This is a genomic window from Pectobacterium jejuense (assembly GCF_026800125.1).
GTDB lineage: Bacteria > Pseudomonadota > Gammaproteobacteria > Enterobacterales > Enterobacteriaceae > Pectobacterium > Pectobacterium jejuense.
In genome coordinates, this window is the sequence record NZ_JAPQKX010000002.1 from 232,666 (window position 1) to 248,089 (window position 15,424).

The window sequence follows — 15,424 nt, forward strand, 5'->3', positions numbered from 1 at the left end:
GAGACCTAATTGTGACAACTTTTTCTTCTGCTCCCGTGTTAATTACCGGCGGCGCACGGCGTATTGGCCTGGCGCTGGCGCGTTCGTTTCTGGCCCAGTCGATTCCGGTCATCATCAGCTATCGCACGCCTTATCCTGAACTGGAGACGCTACAGCAAGATGGTGCCGTTTGTCTGACCGCCGATTTTTCCACCACGGAAAACATCTATGCGTTTGCAGGGCAAATCCAGGCGCTCACGCCGCAGCTGCGCGCCATTATTCACAATGCCAGCCGCTGGGAGCCTGAAAGCCCCACCACACCGCCAGAAAAAACGCTGGCCGATATGTTGCAAATTCATGTCTATACGCCCTATTTACTCAACCAGCTGTTGGAACCCTGCCTGCGTGGGCAAGGCATCGCGGGTGCAGATATCATTCATCTGACGGATTACGTGGTAGAAAAAGGCAGCGATAAGCACATTGCCTATGCCGCCAGCAAAGCGGCGCTGGATAACATGACGCGGTCGTTTGCCCGCAAGCTGGCACCCGAGGTGAAAGTCAACGCGATCGCCCCCGGTCTCATCCTGTTTAATGAAAAGGATGACGAATCCTATCGTCAGCAGGCACTGGAAAAGTCATTGATGAAAATTGCCCCCGGTGAAGAAGAAATTGTCCGGCTGGTGGATTACCTGCTCAGCAGCCGTTACGTCACCGGGAAAACGCTAGGCGTTGATGGTGGACGGGCTTTGCGTTAATTCCCTGAGTATCAATGTGAGGATAAGTCAATCACCACCAGCGACGTTCGCCAGCAGCTTACTGCTCATTTGACGCGCCTGTGGCGCTATGGACTGGTGCTGTCGCGCAACCATGAGGTGGCCGAAGAGCTCGTCCAGTCTACCTGCGTTCGTGCACTCGAAAAGAGCGGGCAATTTACACCGGGCACTCGAATCGACAGATGGCTGTTCTCCATTCTTCATTCGATATGGATTTCTGAACTGCGCGCTCGTCGCGTGCGTCTGGGGCAAGGGTTTGTCGAAAGCGAAGCCCTATTGGCCCCGGATACCCAAGAGCAGAATGATGATTGTCGGCATTACCAGAAAATCATGCAGCGCGTCAGCGCGCTTCCAGAAGCGCAGCGCAATACCGTCTTTTTAGTTTATGTCGAAGGATTTACCTATCAGGAGGCAGCGGACACGCTATCGGTACCCATCGGCACCATTATGAGCCGTCTGGCCACCGCACGAAGTACGCTGGCAAAACCAGCTGATGCTCTGCCTGCTGCAAAGGAGAAACGGTCTTGAAACCCATGTGTTTTACGCCCCCCTACAGTGATGAAGCCATCGTTGCCTGGTTGGATGGTGAGATGGATGACGACGATGCACAACAATTCGCGACACAGTTGGAAAAAGACGAACAACTTGCCGAGCGCACCGCCGAGCTGATGAAAAGCCATCTCGATCTTGAAGAGGCCTTCGCGCCGTTACTCAACAAAGCGCCTCAGGCGAAAATGCAGGCTCGGCTTGAGGAACTGCTGACGACGCATCCGGCGTCCGTAGAACCGCCATCGCATGTCGGTGTCAGTCGCCGCTCGCTCATTGCAGCCTCACTCAGTTTCTTGGTGATTGGCTCAGGGCTAGGCTACCTTGCCCGTCCTGTTTCGATTGTTCGCAACGACAGTGAGAAAATTCGCGATCTTGAAGCGCAGTACATGTCACTGTACAGCCCCGAAACCCTGCTTGATGCGGACAGTTCCTTACCCACCTTACAGCGCGGGCTGTCTCGTGCCACTCAAGAGATTGGGCTGCCACTCAATGAACGGCAGCTGACGCTTCAAGGCGCGGAGCTGAAAATAGTGCGTATGCTGCGCTACGACAGCACCGCCATTGCACAGATTGCCTGGATGCACGCCGAATATGGCCCAATGGCGTTGTGCATTTCTCCCGATCGGGGAGCAACTGCTTCTGCACTTAACAATGAACAACGCCATGATATGCATGTCGTCTGGTGGCACAATCGTGGCTATCAGTTCGTATTAATTGGCCGTAACCCTGTACCGCAACTGACTGAAAGCGCGCTCAGGCTGCAAACTTCTCTGGCCTAGTCATTGATGCTCCCGCCACTCGCTGATCCTCTTGAGTAGCGGGAAATGTTTATGCGGTGTGTCGTGCTTTCGCCTGGATATCAATACTGATTGCCACGCGATCATCAACTACCCCGGTAAAGCGATCCATATTAAAAGCCGATCGAGAAATCGCCGTGGTGGCATGGAGAGACAACGCGTCTTCGCCAGATGCGTTTCCGTCATGTTCTTCGAGCGTGGCATCCAGAATAACTGGGCGTTGAATATTTTTTACCGACAGTGAACCAAAAACCCGAAAATGGCCATGACCGAGTGCGACCACCCTGCTGCTGGTAAACGTGATATCGGGATAGTGCTCAGCATCAAAAAACAGGCTGCTTTTTAACTGGTAAGTCAGCAGGCTGTTGGAAGCCTGTAGCGTCGTGATGGGGATTTTCACATCAATACGGTCATTTATTTCCTTTTCCGCATCCAGTGTGATGTTGCCCGTCACGCCGTCGAGAGAAGCCTGTGAAAGATGACCAAATGCTTGCCATGAAAGCGCGATGGCGGTTTTATCCGTGGCAATGGTGTAGTTGAGAGGCATAGCGTGCAACAGTGGGCTGATGAGCAGCCCGGCGGCCAAAACGGGAACGATGCGCGTCATAACAGGGTTCTCCTAAAAGTAGACAACGTGTAAACGCACCAACGAACGAATTTATTCGGCCAATTTTCATTATTTTTCTCAATGCTGAGAAAACACCTAGCATTGATAGTGGGTAGGCTTTGCGTTAAAGCCCCGCTACAAAGACATGGCCGGATATTTCTCGCCATGTCTTCTCTTACATCTTGTGCGGCCGTTAAGTTAATGCTCTTAACGTGAGGAGGACAAACATAAAAATCAGGGACACACTACGTGATTTCCCCCCTGAGTGATTAACAGGTTTTCAATATTTTTTGCTGACAGTGAGCGATAAAAAAACCACCCCTGAATTAAGCAGTTTGCATCAATTTCTCTGGCAATCGCTAATTGCTCAGCATCTTCAACGCCTTCAAAAACAATGTCCTTCCCCATATCTTTAATGAGCGAGCAAATTGCATGCAATATCTTTTCTTTATTCTTGTTGTCCAGGTTTTTCATTAACGAACCGTCAAGCTTAACTTCATCAAATCTGAAACCGGTAAGCCATGCTAAGTTGGAATTCGCCACGCCAAAATCATCAATCGCCAGTTTGATGTTCATTTTTGCGACATGTTCAGCAAAAAGCTGGATTTCCTTTTGCGATAGCTGGCAGCGTTCTGATATTTCCAATTTTATTTGAGCAGACTCAACACCATGTGAAGCACATATCTCAATCAATCGGCTTATGAAAGTCGGTTCGTTAATTTCATGATCGGTTATATTTATAGACAGTGTCAGTTCTCTGTTTTCATTGAGAACAGCAGCCATTTCTTTCACTGAAGTTTTTATTACAAAATCAGATATCTTTGAGTAAAACCCGATTTTTTCCGAAACCTTTATAAAGACCTCAGGAGAAACAAAGCCATGTACGCTATCACGCCATCTGACTAGCGCCTCAAGACCCGCTATTTTCCCATCAATCGCGTTCACCATCGGTTGATATTCAAGAAAAACATCCCCTCTCTTGATGGATTTCTTCAAGCGGGATTTCAGCGATTGTCTTTTATCGACAATATTTAAACAGAAGAAAGTCAGAAACCCACCCAGCATCAATGCAGCCATCATAGCAAAAGACAGGAGGCCAGGTGTAAGCGACAGCAGCCCGCTGCGCGCATTTTGAGCCATCACGCAAAACAGCCATTGGGGACTACACAGGCTGGCGTTGGCGGTAAATATTTTACTCAGTAACGGATTGCCCGAAGCAACATATTCCTTCGAATTCGATTCAAAATACTTTTGCGACTTATCCACTGATGTCATAACGAAATATCCATCAGTGACCGTATTCAATATACCTTCATAAGTTCCCCGCGCGACAAATACCGCAGCATGACCTTGATAGAGGCCGATATTGTTATACAGCGTTTTGCTATTGTTTTTCACTTCAATTAATGCTGGTTTATTATTTTCCGTTTCATTTTTCACAGTAATATTCAGAGGAGGATTCACTTCCCCCCAAAAGGCACTGCAATAAATACGATTTCCTTTTAAAGAAGCAACATCTTCAATATTGAGATGACGCCATCTTATCATTCTTAATTGTTCAATATAGTTTGGCGAACAAATATCATCATCAATAGCGTTAATATCACCCAACGCAGACAGTGCCTGCTCCGCTAACATTTCAGCCTGAAAGCGTAACTTTTCAGAGCGCAGGGTTAATTTGCTTTCCTGATGCTTAACCAATAATTCATTTAATGAAAATAAAAAAGACGATGAGATAAAAGCCATCATAAAAATGGTTGTTGTTATCTTTTTAAATCCTGAAAAACGCATCGCAATCCAATGTCAGTTAATGCTCAAAAGAGCATTTAAATCCAGGCCAGCGATAGTAACCAGATGAAATTTTCGTGTCCAGTTCTTTCAAAAACACACAGTTAAAATTAGCACGTTTTTATAATTCTCTGCGGTTAATAAATTAGCTCCATTTTATTAAGCAATATCGATTAAAAAACCATGTGAGTAACTATTTGATTACATAAAGAAATAACCACCAGTGACACATTAATGTATTTTATATACATTAATAGCGATAATTATTGCACTACCGCAGCCCACTGGCATGCACGCGCCCGAAAGCACGTGCACCGAGATAGCAGGTATTATTTCGTCTCTTTTTTCTTCACTCGCGTCTTACGCTGGTACGCTTTATTGTCGGCGACATACGCCAGATAGGCCGCACGTGTCAGCCCGCCAGTACGCTGGGCAAAAGCATCGTAGGTTGTATCCGATGGAAAACCAAACTCGGCCAGTGCCTGCTCCCATGCTTCACGATGTTCCGGGTTGTGCAGCGTTTTGTCATAGCCAGGGAAGCCTTTATCAGCGAAACATTCGGCCGATACGCCGCTATAGGCTCCATTGTTCATATAGCTACGTCCGGCCTTAAAAGCGGTATCCTGACTGGCTTTATTGATCGAGCAAGGCCCCCACGACAGACGATAGTCGCTTTTCTGTGCACTGATGCTTGGGCCATAGCCAACCGGGAACAGGATGTCATCTTCCGACAACGTTTTCGATCCCACATACTCATAGTTACCGCGCAGAAACGAGTTATCCATAACAATCCAGCACTTCTCAGACAAGGACGATGCCACAATCTCTGACAGAGGGAGATTACGCTCGGTTGTGCGAAGAAGATAAGGTCGGACAAACAGCGGCATCGTCATCACATCATTCCAGATGCTGTGTTCCGCAAATAGCTCATCCTTTTGCATCTGACGCAGGTTACCAATAACCAAAACATACCCATCGGTATGTAAGTCTATTTCGACCCGAAAGATGTCGCCCGGAACCGTTTTATGCTGCTGATTTTTCATACTCATCAGCCGTTCCAGCTTGTGCGCATAATCAGACGGTAACCGTTCGCGATAAGTGTGTAGCCAGTCGACAATCTCTGCTTTGCTGGTCAAATGACGGCATTCCGGCAGCGGTAGTCCGATGGAATTGCGGTAATTGCTGGCGCTGATATAACCGTAGCTTCCCGCATTCAGCGTTCTGACACCCGCAGAAAACACAATGCCATCGGCCATCACGCTGGAAACGCTGGTGTACGTCAGTTTCTTTTCTTTACCGCGCGCGGTTCTCGGCAGAATAACGTCACGTCCGCGCGTGTGAATAATGACGTCTTCTTCCTGATAAGTTAACTCGGTGGCGGTAATGCGCTTACGGATCGTATCGCCATCGAAGCAGATAAAATAGCCGTCACGTACGGTTAAAATATCCCATTCAGACGAAAGCGGCCCCAGCCCGAAATAAGGGCGTAAGGCTTCCTGCATCCAGCTGTTTATCTGGTCAATCGGTTTCATCTTCAGCGCGGTTCCCAGTGGAATAATCGGTCATTATGTCGTGACTGCTCTCGGTAAACGCCGAGAGTCAGGTGCGGTATCGCCTAAAAAAAGCACGCCCGGCAGCTTATCTAATTTGGGCAAGTAAACAAACACTTAACACCCATTTACGCTTCATTTCTCGTTTATCGCCTATCATCAGGCTATGCTATCAACAGTGAGTTGGGGATAACGTAGATACCATGCATAAGATTGTTTTTATAGAAGATGATACCGAGGTGGGAAAATTGATCGCCGCTTACCTCGGCAAGCATGACATTGATGTTCAGGTTGAAGCGCGGGGCGATCAGGCATTGGCCTTTATTGAACAGCAGCAGCCCGACCTTGTGCTGCTGGACATCATGCTGCCCGGCAAAGACGGCATGACGATCTGTCGAGAATTGCGGCCACAGTACAGCGGCCCGATTGTGCTGCTGACCTCGCTGGACAGCGATATGAATCATATTCTGGCGCTGGAAATGGGTGCCGATGATTACATTCTGAAAACTACACCACCCGCCGTGTTGCTCGCCCGTCTGCGTCTGCATTTGCGGCAATACGCTGCGGCACCACAGGCCGTGACAGAAAACGCTGCGCCCGCCGCGTTACAGGTGCACAAATCCCTGCACTTCGGCCTGCTCTGTATCGATCCGGTCAATCGGGAAGTGACATTAGGGCAAGAGCACATCGTGTTATCCACCGCGGATTTCGATCTGCTCTGGCAATTGGCGACCCATGCAGGCCACATCATGGACCGGGATGCGTTGCTGAAAAATCTGCGCGGCGTGACCTACGACGGCATGGATCGCAGCATTGACGTCGCGATTTCCCGCCTGCGTAAGAAACTGTACGACAACCCGCTGGAGCCGTTCCGTATTAAAACGGTACGCAACAAAGGCTATCTGTTTGCCCCCAATACCTGGGAGAGCGTTACGCTATGAGAAAGCTGTTCGTCCAGTTTTTTCTATTGCTGTTCGCCTGCTTTGTCGTCATGACACTTCTGGTCGGGCTGGTTTATAAAGTCACGGCCGAACGCGCTGGACGTCAGTCCATGGATGACCTGATGAAAAGCTCGCTGTATCTCATTCGTAATGAGCTGCGCGCGATTCCGCCTCGCGACTGGCATAAAACCATCAGCCAGCTTGATTTAAACCTGTCATTCAAATTGCACATCGAACCGGTGAGCAAATATGCACTGAGCCCCAAAAATCGGCAGCGTCTGAATCAGGGAGAAATTATCGCGCTGGATGATGAATACACGTTTATCCAACGCATTCCCCGCAGCCACTACGTTCTTGCCGTCGGCCCTATTCCTTATTTGTTCTTCCTGCACGAAATGCGGCTGCTGGATTTACTGTTGGTGATGCTCATCGGGCTGTCGCTGGCGCTGCCGGTTTTCCTCTGGATGCGACCACATTGGCAGGCCATGCTAAAACTGGAGAATGCCGCACAGCGCCTCGGGGATGGTCATCTGGAGGAACGCATTCACTTCGATAGCACCTCAAGCCTGTACCGGCTTGGCGTCGCCTTCAACCGCATGGCGGATAACCTGAATCAGCTCATCAACAGCAAAAAGCAGCTGATTGACAATATTGCGCACGAACTGCGTACGCCGCTGGTCAGGCTGCGCTATCGGTTGGCCATGAGCGACAACCTGACAGAAGACGAACAGCAGGCGTTAAACCGGGATATTGGTCAACTCGAAGCGCTGATTGACGAGCTACTGACATATGCCAGACTCGACCGCCCGCAGGTGACGCTGCATCTTGCCGATATCGATATTCCTTCGTGGCTACAGGCAAAAGTTGACGATTTCCGCCTGATCCACCCTGACAAACACATCTCGCTGGACATGCCCCATTCGGCACGGATTGGCGCACTCGATCTACGCCTGATGGAACGGGTGCTGAATAACCTGATCGGCAATGGGCTGCGCTTCTGCCACAGCCGATTGCATATCAGCCTGACATCCGACGCCGAGCATATCGCGTGTCTGCAAGTCGAAGATGACGGCCCCGGTATTCCGCCCGATAGCCGGGAAAGCGTGTTTGAACCGTTTGTCCGTCTGGAAGCGGGTATCGAGAACAGCAGCGGCGGATGTGGGCTAGGGCTGGCGATTGTTCATGCTATCGCCCGAGCTTATGACGGCAGCATTACCGTGGATGACAGCCCGCTCGGCGGGGCCCGTTTCCGTTTTTGCTGGCCGGTAAAAACCGCAACAACGCAGGCCGCAATCGCCGTTCAGCACTAGCACCGAGACGGCGGTAACCCCGCCGTTTTCCCTACCTTTCCCACTTTTTCTGGCTTGTACATTAGGTTACACGCCGAAACCAATCACTCACTGAAGCCGCCCGCTGTTTCTCCTATTCTCTCTCTACCGGCCCAACTGAGGGCTACGAAACGTGAATGAGATAACGAGGAAATGAAGATGAATAAAGTATTAGTTATGATCGCAGGTGCGGCACTGGGTCTGTCCTCTGTAGCGTTTGCCGCGGATACCGTAACCAGCGCACCAGCTCAGCCTACAGCGACCACGTCTGCGCCGGCTAAAGCCGCTCACCATAAAAAACCGGTGAAGAAAGCTAAACCAGCCCCTGCGCAGAAAGCACAGGCCGCTAAGAAACACGTGAAGAAAGCTAAACCAGCCCCTGCTCAGAAAGCACAGGCTGCTAAGAAACACGTGAAGAAAGCAAAACCAGCCCCTGCTCAGAAAGCGCAAGCTGCCAAGAAACACGTGAAAAAAGCGAAAACGGCAAAACCAGCGACCACTACGCCAGCAGCGTAATCGGTAAGCACCCACGCCTTCCCCACGGGGAAGGCGTCACTTTCAGTTAGCCCTATTTGAATCCTATCTCTAAGGGCTTGCCGTAGAACAATCATCAAACACCCGGTTTACCGGGTGTTTATTTCATCGGGGGACAGGAAAATGATGCGTCGTTACTCATTTGAAATTATGTTATCCCTCGTTCTGCTCTGTGGCATTATCACCCTGAGTTTTTTTCTCTAATCCTCAGAATTCCTCTCTCGCCCGACTATCCCCGTATTTTCAATATCGAAACCATACGTAGAGAAAGCCTCACGCCGCTTTGATAACAAGTCTCATTAACAGTGTTATTTCTTGGTATAATTTAATAGTTTTCGTTCTCGCTTGACAGGTCAAACCAGACAAAACAACCATCCAAAACGAATAATATCAATACCTTACAAATACATACCTGACCTGCAATGACAAATAATCCAATAACAATTGAATTATCTAAATCTTAAACTACAATTTCGAAATCAATAATAATTAACATTGAATCTCAACTTAAATTTATTATTAAAAATAAAGCACACTAACTACAAGGTTTAATTCCCTAAGATATCATGACATAAAAAAACGCCGCATTGCGGTGTTGCCTGTCATTTCATGGTACTAATGAAACATTAACTACATAGCCATTTAAACTAATGAGGCCTTTATTGATAAAAAGACAATAATATATTTAGTCGAATATGGATTGACTTTCAAAACCGCACAATTAATTACATACCTTTAAGGAACTGACATTCATCATAAGACGAAATGGACGCGTTATAACTCCATCATGTACAGGTTTTAAATGAAAGAATTAAATACATCTATTTTTCGCATCACAAAAATACTTTCTCCACACAGCAATATCGCAATCCCAACCAAGGTTATTAAAGGGAAACGGCTCTATTTCTTTTATCCATCAGGGGAGCAAGTTATTTACTTCCTGGATGAAGGAACATTCTTAATGAAGCAATCCATCGATGATAAAGTTATTTCTGTTATCTTATCACCTGCTATCATTGGCTGGTCCATGGTGACACTTGATGGTGGCGAACTCTATCTGGAAAGGGTCGACTATGGGAAAATTCGTAGTATTCCTTTCAATACCGCCATGCGCATCATTACGGCTTATGAACGTTTCGATGATGTCTTAACGATCGTCAACACCGGCTTTCATGCACTGATCGACCACTGTATTGGGAATCATGGCGATTCACTTTCTATCGTGCATAAAATGCTACGTTCGCTGAATCAGCTTCCCCCCGATGTCAAACTCCGCTTTTCTGCGCTGTCCTATATTTCTCAACGGACATCACTATCAAAAAGCACGATAAAACGGGGGCTGAAACAACTGCAACAACAAGGTTTACTCACGTTGGAACGCGGTAAATTACGCCACCTCACAGAATATAATTAAATAATCACTTACGACGGGTCGCCTGACCCGTCACGTCTCTTCAATACCGTCTTCCAACGTTTACTGATAGGTTAAGGTAAATGTTGCATCCGCATTTGCAGAACCGACCGTGACGGGCGTACCAATCGCAACATACTGCCCATAAAACACTAGCGGCACGCGCGCAGCGTTTGCCGACAGCGCATAAACGGGTGTCGGTTGACCAAGCGCCAACCGCCGGCGTTCGCTATCCAGTATCGCCACGGCAACATTAGTCGCACTGCTACTGGCGTTAAGCGCAAGCAGCGTACTATCCCCCGCTGGCGCGCTGCCATAAAACGTGATCTCGACGCCAGATGCCGCGACGCCGCAGTTCTCCAGTACAATCTCGAAACGTGTAGGATTGGGGCTTTGCGAGCCTACCGCAAACTGCTTACTTGGCCAGGTACCGAGGTCAACCGTTTGTTCCTGCGTCCCTGTGCTGACGCTACAGCTGTTCGCCAACAACGTCGCGGTGAGCCGCATATTGGTCAGCCCGAGATCGGCACGGACTGGATGCACGGCACACGTTATAAAGAACAGAGAAACCCAGCCGAAATGCGCGGCCCATGTTACTCGCGTACGCACCGCGCCAGTCATCACCCCCTGAGATCGGTTCATCGATTCTCCCTTTTAGTAAAAATCGACGCGCAGATAGGCATTTGCTGTCGCGACGCCTTCCTGAGGCTTAGTTCCCGTCACGCTGACCGGATACGCAGTAATCGCCACATTAGCACTTGCAGCCTCATCCAGCGTAAAAGGAATCACGCTCGCAATATCATTGGGCGTCAATGGGTTACTTCCATTGTCCGTGACAATAAAGCCGACGTCAGGATTATCAGAAACCACCATATTGCCAGACGATTTATCAGCCTGAAGACGCATCGACATGCTCGCCTGCGCATCAATACCGTTGCAGGCGATACCAATCGTCCGCGTCACCGGTGAAACCCCTTCCGGTTTTTCACCCGCCGTTTTAAACAGCCCTGATGAAATCCCGCCAAAGTCAATGCTGATGATTTGACCCGCATTCAAAACACAACTTTGAGGAACCGTGACCGAACCGCTCATATAGCCAACCACCAGCGGTGACCCCACGCTTTGCCCGCTACCACCCTGATTGCCATAGAGATAAAAAATAGGTGTCATCGGGATGTTGGAAATCCCGACAAACTTGCGTTTGATGCGGAAATTGACCTGAACCCGACTGCCCGTTGTCGCATTCCCGCCGCACAGTCCTGCACAGTTGTTGTTCACATCGGTAAACGGCACATTATGAAAGATACCCGCCGAGGTTCGGTTATAAACAAAAATACGCGATGCCACCTGGAGATAATCATTGCCGGTAATATCAAACCAGTTCACGCCGCTTTCCGTTGACGCCAAAACCAACGATGGACCGGGTTGGGCGGAATAGTAGACCGTATCCCGGTTATTACATGGACCACTTATCGCGTAGGAACCGGCATCGTTTTTTTCATTCCACCCCGTAACATACCCGACATTGTTCTGACTGGAAGCTAGCGCGTAAGTGTAGTCATACATTAAAGGTGAACCGCTTGAGGTCGTGCATTGTATCGCACTGGCCTGGCTGGCAATCCCCAACAAACCCGCCACGCTAACGCCGCGCCACCACATAGCGCTTCGCGCTGCGCCACTGCTATTTTTCATTAATAATTTCATTGACATACCGCCTTCGCATAGGATATCGGTTGGTTTTCACTGCCGTCTGGAAGAGCGTAGCGAAGCGTGCATTGCTGCTGTGAACCACTTCCCCATGCAACCTTCAGCTCGCCTTCAGGGGTTAGCCCAGACAGAAAGACCTGCCCATCATCATCAACAATACCGGTGCTATCGCTGTCTACACGGGAGACAAGCGCACCAAAAGGAATCGGTCGGCCATTACGCTGCTGTAGCGAAATTAGCGCCCGCCCACCTTGATAGGCGGTAAAGCTGGCACGAACCATCGCCCCTCGCGTCGGTACAAGGTTGGCGACAGTATTGTTGATCTCAGTGTTTTGATTTAACGAGTTGACGTCGAGGGCGATGCGGTTATTGCGATAAACGCTGGCGTAAGGAATAACGGCATAGCCACGCCAGTCAGTCTGGATACCGGTGGTATTCTCCACTTTGATACGGCTGGTACCGGGAACTTTGATCAATACGTTGGTATCGCCCAACGGCTGACTAAACGTGACTCCATCGGCATGTGCCACCACACCGCCGCTCACCCCATAGTTAAGCTGACGGGTGTTGCGCGTATAGTTGTAGTTGGCGTTGCTGTTGCCATAGGTGCCCTGATAGCCAAGCCCCGCGTTCCCACTATTCCCAATACCGCGATTACCATACCCTTGGGAGACGTTGTAGTTGAGATTGCCATCCGATAGCATCGTGCCACTGAGCCCCACCTGCTGTAACGTGCGTCCCTGATTGTCCGACGTCATGTTGTAGGTGCCGTAAGCCATATTCTGTGAACGCCGCAGGTTAATTCCTTCACGATGTCCACTGAGCCACTGACTCAGTGGAACAGAGAGGTTAAAAGCAAACAGCTGGTTCCGTTCTTCCAGCCCTTGATTTTTGTTATAGCTGTAACTCAGGTTATAGCTCACACCGCGGTACACATTGCTGTAGCCGATTTGCAGCAGATCGTTCGTACCATCGGTATGCCGATAATCCTGCCGGCTTCCCGTTAAAAATAACGACCCCATTCCCTTTCCTAACTGTTGGGTGATATTCATCTGCATCCTGCTTTTTTTCGCGTTATTCAGGTTGTAGTAGTCGCGTACCACAGGTTGAACATCAGTAAAGTCGACCGTATAACCACTCATGTTTTTATAGCTGGCTTCATCCAGCGTAAAAAAACCTTTGGTTGAATAGCGATAACCCAGAATCTGAAAATTCGTCCCCAGATCGTTCAGCGATTTGGCATACAGGAAACGCAGTGACTGCCCTTTATGATTGCTACCATCCGACAACGTGCTATAAGCCTGCGTGAGATCGGCTGAAAATGCGCCCCAGTCGCCAAGATTCTTCCCCGAGCCTAACGTCAGCGCCTGATAATCTTCAGCCAGTTGTGTGCCGCCATACAACGTCACCCCGGCCGAACGCCCCCAAATCAACGTACCTTGACCAAATAAGGGCTGCTCTTGTTGCGGATTGTTGCTACGGTATTTACCGACCATCGCGGAATATTTCATCCGGTTCTCACGCTGGAGCAGCGGCACAGCGGAATACGGCACGACAAAGCTGTTCGTCGAGTTATCGCTCTCAGTGATGGTTACCTGTAAATCGCCGCTGGATGACGTTGGGTAAAGGTCGGTAATTTCGAACGCACCAGGCGCAACATAAGCCTGATAAATCACATAGCTATTCTGTCGGATGGTGACGCGGGCATTGCTTTTGGCAATCCCCCTGATCGTTGGTGCAAACCCTCTCAGGCTGTCCGGCAGCATTGCGTCATCGGACGCAATCTGTACGCCACGAAATCCCAAACTATCGAAAACCTCGCCGACTGTATTACTGTCGCCGAGAGTCAATTCGCTGCGCCAGGGAATAATGGCTCGCTGTAAATAGGTGCTGACGTGCTGGAATTCGTTATAACGCTGGTTTGCATAGCGGGAATAACGCCAGGTAGAGTAATCGCGCAGTCGCCAACCGTTCCAGTTCACTCCGCTATCAAGATTGAGAAAATAGCTGTCACTGCGAGCATCACCGTGCGTATTACTGCCCGTGAACTGGTAATTAAATAACGCTGACGTGATGCCCTCATCCCACTCCTCCGGCGAAATGTATCCCCGTCCGGCATTTTTCAGCGCGATTTGCGGCAAGCTGATATTCAATCTCTGGAGTTCAAAGTCAAAGCGCACGCTGGCATCGGGAATCGCCTGAGGCACGTTGATGCACGCGGAAGCGGGTTCATCACGTAAGGAAGAAAACGATTGCAGATTGACATTAAGCTGTTCCAGCAACGCTATCGTCAGGCAAGGCTCAAGACCCGTATCGTCACTGGCCGGTTTATCGGATGGCATGCGTAGTTGAAACGCAATATCACGAGAAACCGCATAGTCTGCATTAACATAAATCTCTACCCGATAGGTGCCCGGCGGTTGCCCTTCACCTTTATCAAAGCGAGAAAGATCGGCAATAGCTGAAGGATCGTCCGATAAAAATGTCGGATTAAAGAAGGTTTCAGCATCGCCAGCGAGTGGGAATGCCATGTACAGCATCACGGCCGGGCACCAGCGCAGGCATGGACGGACTGCGCGATAAGGGGCGGCGGAACGCTGCGGTTTCATCGGTTCTGAACGCATACAAAATTCCTCATCTATGATAGTGAAAAGCGCAGGCAATCGCTGTAATGCAGCTTGACGCCAGCCTGTACCTCACTGTTTCATAGCCCTTTACCTGTGACGCGCGGCGTCATGGCTCCGTAATCGTTAATGGTCTGGAAGCTCACTGCACCTGATGCTTGCCCAGACAGCGTCAGTGATGTCGAACCTTTTGGCGGCACCATCGTGTTGGGAAGTTTCTGGCTACCAGACTGGAGGTTGACCAACGTAATAAAATAGGGAGAGGGGTTGGTGATCGTGAGCACCGAGCCTGACTGCTGGAAGCGTAGCGTCGCGGGTGCGCTATCGGCCCCCGTTGGAAGATTCGCGGGTCTAACAAAAAGTTTAATGCGGGATAACACCGCCAATTGCAGCGCGTTCTTATCCTCCAGCGATCGTTTCTCAACCGCCGGAATCGCTTTGACATTGACCCAATAAACGGATTCGCGATCGGTAGGCAAAGGTGTGCCAACATGCATCAGTCGCAATGTGTTCTCACCTTTGGGTTTCACCACAAAAAGCGGAGGTGTCGCCAGAAAATCTTTGGTTTTATTCCCGTCTTTATCTTCTACCCAGGATTGAATCAAAAAGCGGTTATTTTCATCACTGTTAATAATAGAAAGTGAAGCCTGATTGGCCTCTGCGGGATAGATCACCCGCGTAGCGCCCAGCGCAATCCCCCCCGCCTGTGCCTGATGAACAATCAATAAAGCAAAAAGTACCAGACCAAAGGTGAAAGATTGAAATAAGAGAGATGAGTTCTGCACACGCAACCTCACAATAAAGTGTTGTTGAATTGGATCTAAAGACACAGCGAA

General features: G+C 49.4%; 15 protein-coding genes. 8 read left to right on the forward strand and 7 right to left on the reverse strand.

Features of this window, described 5'->3' with window-relative positions; all coding sequences use genetic code 11:
* Nucleotides 1-11: 11 nt before the first annotated feature.
* The 3 genes from folM (at nucleotide 12) to NXT09_RS04560 (ending at nucleotide 2,080) form a co-directional block, all read left to right on the forward strand.
* Nucleotides 12-734 (forward strand): dihydromonapterin reductase, encoded by a 723-nt coding sequence (gene folM / locus NXT09_RS04550; protein ID WP_127156756.1) that lies wholly within the window; start codon nucleotides 12-14, stop codon nucleotides 732-734.
* 69 nt (nucleotides 735-803) lie between these two features.
* Nucleotides 804-1,280, forward strand: coding sequence for a sigma-70 family RNA polymerase sigma factor (locus NXT09_RS04555; RefSeq protein ID WP_370690894.1), 477 nt, complete (start codon nucleotides 804-806; stop codon nucleotides 1,278-1,280).
* The gene (locus tag NXT09_RS04560; protein ID WP_268579021.1) at nucleotides 1,277-2,080 is read left to right on the forward strand and encodes an anti-sigma factor family protein; all 804 of its coding nucleotides are present in this window, start codon (nucleotides 1,277-1,279) and stop codon (nucleotides 2,078-2,080) included. The genes NXT09_RS04555 and NXT09_RS04560 overlap by 4 nt, the downstream gene beginning before the upstream one ends.
* A 49-nt stretch (nucleotides 2,081-2,129) precedes the next feature.
* Here the strand turns inward: NXT09_RS04560 and NXT09_RS04565 are convergent, their stop codons facing one another.
* The 3 genes from NXT09_RS04565 to NXT09_RS04575 all read right to left on the reverse strand — a co-directional run bounded on the left by NXT09_RS04565 (nucleotide 2,130) and on the right by NXT09_RS04575 (nucleotide 6,025).
* Nucleotides 2,130-2,705 (reverse strand): YceI family protein, encoded by a 576-nt coding sequence (locus tag NXT09_RS04565; protein WP_268579022.1) that lies wholly within the window; start codon nucleotides 2,703-2,705, stop codon nucleotides 2,130-2,132.
* A 234-nt stretch (nucleotides 2,706-2,939) separates the two neighbouring features.
* Entirely contained in the window at nucleotides 2,940-4,496 is a 1,557-nt protein-coding gene (locus tag NXT09_RS04570; protein ID WP_268579023.1) for an EAL domain-containing protein, read from the reverse strand.
* A 326-nt stretch (nucleotides 4,497-4,822) separates the two neighbouring features.
* Nucleotides 4,823-6,025 (reverse strand): immunity 26/phosphotriesterase HocA family protein, encoded by a 1,203-nt coding sequence (locus tag NXT09_RS04575; RefSeq protein ID WP_268579024.1) that lies wholly within the window; start codon nucleotides 6,023-6,025, stop codon nucleotides 4,823-4,825.
* Between the two features lie 221 nt (nucleotides 6,026-6,246).
* Here NXT09_RS04575 and rstA point away from each other — a divergent pair, with 221 nt between their 5' ends.
* The 5 genes from rstA to NXT09_RS04595 all read left to right on the forward strand — a co-directional run bounded on the left by rstA (nucleotide 6,247) and on the right by NXT09_RS04595 (nucleotide 10,260).
* Entirely contained in the window at nucleotides 6,247-6,984 is a 738-nt protein-coding gene (gene rstA / locus NXT09_RS04580; RefSeq protein WP_010276861.1) for a two-component system response regulator RstA, read from the forward strand.
* Nucleotides 6,981-8,294 (forward strand): two-component system sensor histidine kinase RstB, encoded by a 1,314-nt coding sequence (rstB, locus tag NXT09_RS04585; RefSeq protein WP_226300707.1) that lies wholly within the window; start codon nucleotides 6,981-6,983, stop codon nucleotides 8,292-8,294. The genes rstA and rstB overlap by 4 nt, the downstream gene beginning before the upstream one ends.
* Before the next feature lie 177 nt (nucleotides 8,295-8,471).
* Nucleotides 8,472-8,828 (forward strand): acid resistance repetitive basic protein Asr, encoded by a 357-nt coding sequence (gene asr, locus NXT09_RS04590; RefSeq protein ID WP_268579025.1) that lies wholly within the window; start codon nucleotides 8,472-8,474, stop codon nucleotides 8,826-8,828.
* A 144-nt stretch (nucleotides 8,829-8,972) separates the two neighbouring features.
* Nucleotides 8,973-9,050: a hypothetical protein gene (locus NXT09_RS22665; RefSeq protein ID WP_490307390.1), complete on the forward strand. Its 78-nt coding sequence runs from the start codon at nucleotides 8,973-8,975 to the stop codon at nucleotides 9,048-9,050.
* A gap of 598 nt (nucleotides 9,051-9,648) precedes the next feature.
* On the forward strand, nucleotides 9,649-10,260 hold the full coding sequence (locus NXT09_RS04595) for a helix-turn-helix domain-containing protein (protein ID WP_268579026.1): 612 nt from the start codon (nucleotides 9,649-9,651) through the stop codon (nucleotides 10,258-10,260).
* 60 nt (nucleotides 10,261-10,320) lie between these two features.
* On the opposite strand, the gene NXT09_RS04600 is transcribed toward NXT09_RS04595, so the two are convergent.
* The 4 genes from NXT09_RS04600 to NXT09_RS04615 form a co-directional block, all read right to left on the reverse strand.
* Nucleotides 10,321-10,899 (reverse strand): fimbrial protein, encoded by a 579-nt coding sequence (locus tag NXT09_RS04600; protein WP_205555076.1) that lies wholly within the window; start codon nucleotides 10,897-10,899, stop codon nucleotides 10,321-10,323.
* A gap of 12 nt (nucleotides 10,900-10,911) precedes the next feature.
* Nucleotides 10,912-11,949: a fimbrial protein gene (locus tag NXT09_RS04605; protein WP_268579027.1), complete on the reverse strand. Its 1,038-nt coding sequence runs from the start codon at nucleotides 11,947-11,949 to the stop codon at nucleotides 10,912-10,914.
* 8 nt (nucleotides 11,950-11,957) lie between these two features.
* Nucleotides 11,958-14,588 carry a fimbrial biogenesis usher protein gene (locus NXT09_RS04610; RefSeq protein ID WP_268579028.1) on the reverse strand — a complete coding sequence of 877 codons (2,631 nt, stop codon included), beginning with the start codon at nucleotides 14,586-14,588 and terminating at the stop codon, nucleotides 11,958-11,960.
* An 80-nt stretch (nucleotides 14,589-14,668) separates the two neighbouring features.
* The gene (locus tag NXT09_RS04615) at nucleotides 14,669-15,373 is read right to left on the reverse strand and encodes a fimbria/pilus periplasmic chaperone (protein WP_370690895.1); all 705 of its coding nucleotides are present in this window, start codon (nucleotides 15,371-15,373) and stop codon (nucleotides 14,669-14,671) included.
* Nucleotides 15,374-15,424: the final 51 nt, after the last annotated feature.

Coding starts and splice junctions, on each gene's coding strand:
- NXT09_RS04600 (WP_205555076.1), bottom strand. CDS start 10,899: ATGAACCGATCTCAGGGGGTGATGACTGGCGCGGTGCGTACGCGAGTA.
- NXT09_RS04610 (WP_268579028.1), bottom strand. CDS start 14,588: ATGCGTTCAGAACCGATGAAACCGCAGCGTTCCGCCGCCCCTTATCGC.
- NXT09_RS04570 (WP_268579023.1), bottom strand. CDS start 4,496: ATGCGTTTTTCAGGATTTAAAAAGATAACAACAACCATTTTTATGATG.
- asr (WP_268579025.1), top strand. CDS start 8,472: ATGAATAAAGTATTAGTTATGATCGCAGGTGCGGCACTGGGTCTGTCC.
- NXT09_RS04575 (WP_268579024.1), bottom strand. CDS start 6,025: ATGAAACCGATTGACCAGATAAACAGCTGGATGCAGGAAGCCTTACGC.
- rstA (WP_010276861.1), top strand. CDS start 6,247: ATGCATAAGATTGTTTTTATAGAAGATGATACCGAGGTGGGAAAATTG.
- rstB (WP_226300707.1), top strand. CDS start 6,981: ATGAGAAAGCTGTTCGTCCAGTTTTTTCTATTGCTGTTCGCCTGCTTT.
- NXT09_RS04595 (WP_268579026.1), top strand. CDS start 9,649: ATGAAAGAATTAAATACATCTATTTTTCGCATCACAAAAATACTTTCT.
- NXT09_RS22665 (WP_490307390.1), top strand. CDS start 8,973: ATGCGTCGTTACTCATTTGAAATTATGTTATCCCTCGTTCTGCTCTGT.
- NXT09_RS04565 (WP_268579022.1), bottom strand. CDS start 2,705: ATGACGCGCATCGTTCCCGTTTTGGCCGCCGGGCTGCTCATCAGCCCA.
- NXT09_RS04605 (WP_268579027.1), bottom strand. CDS start 11,949: ATGAAAAATAGCAGTGGCGCAGCGCGAAGCGCTATGTGGTGGCGCGGC.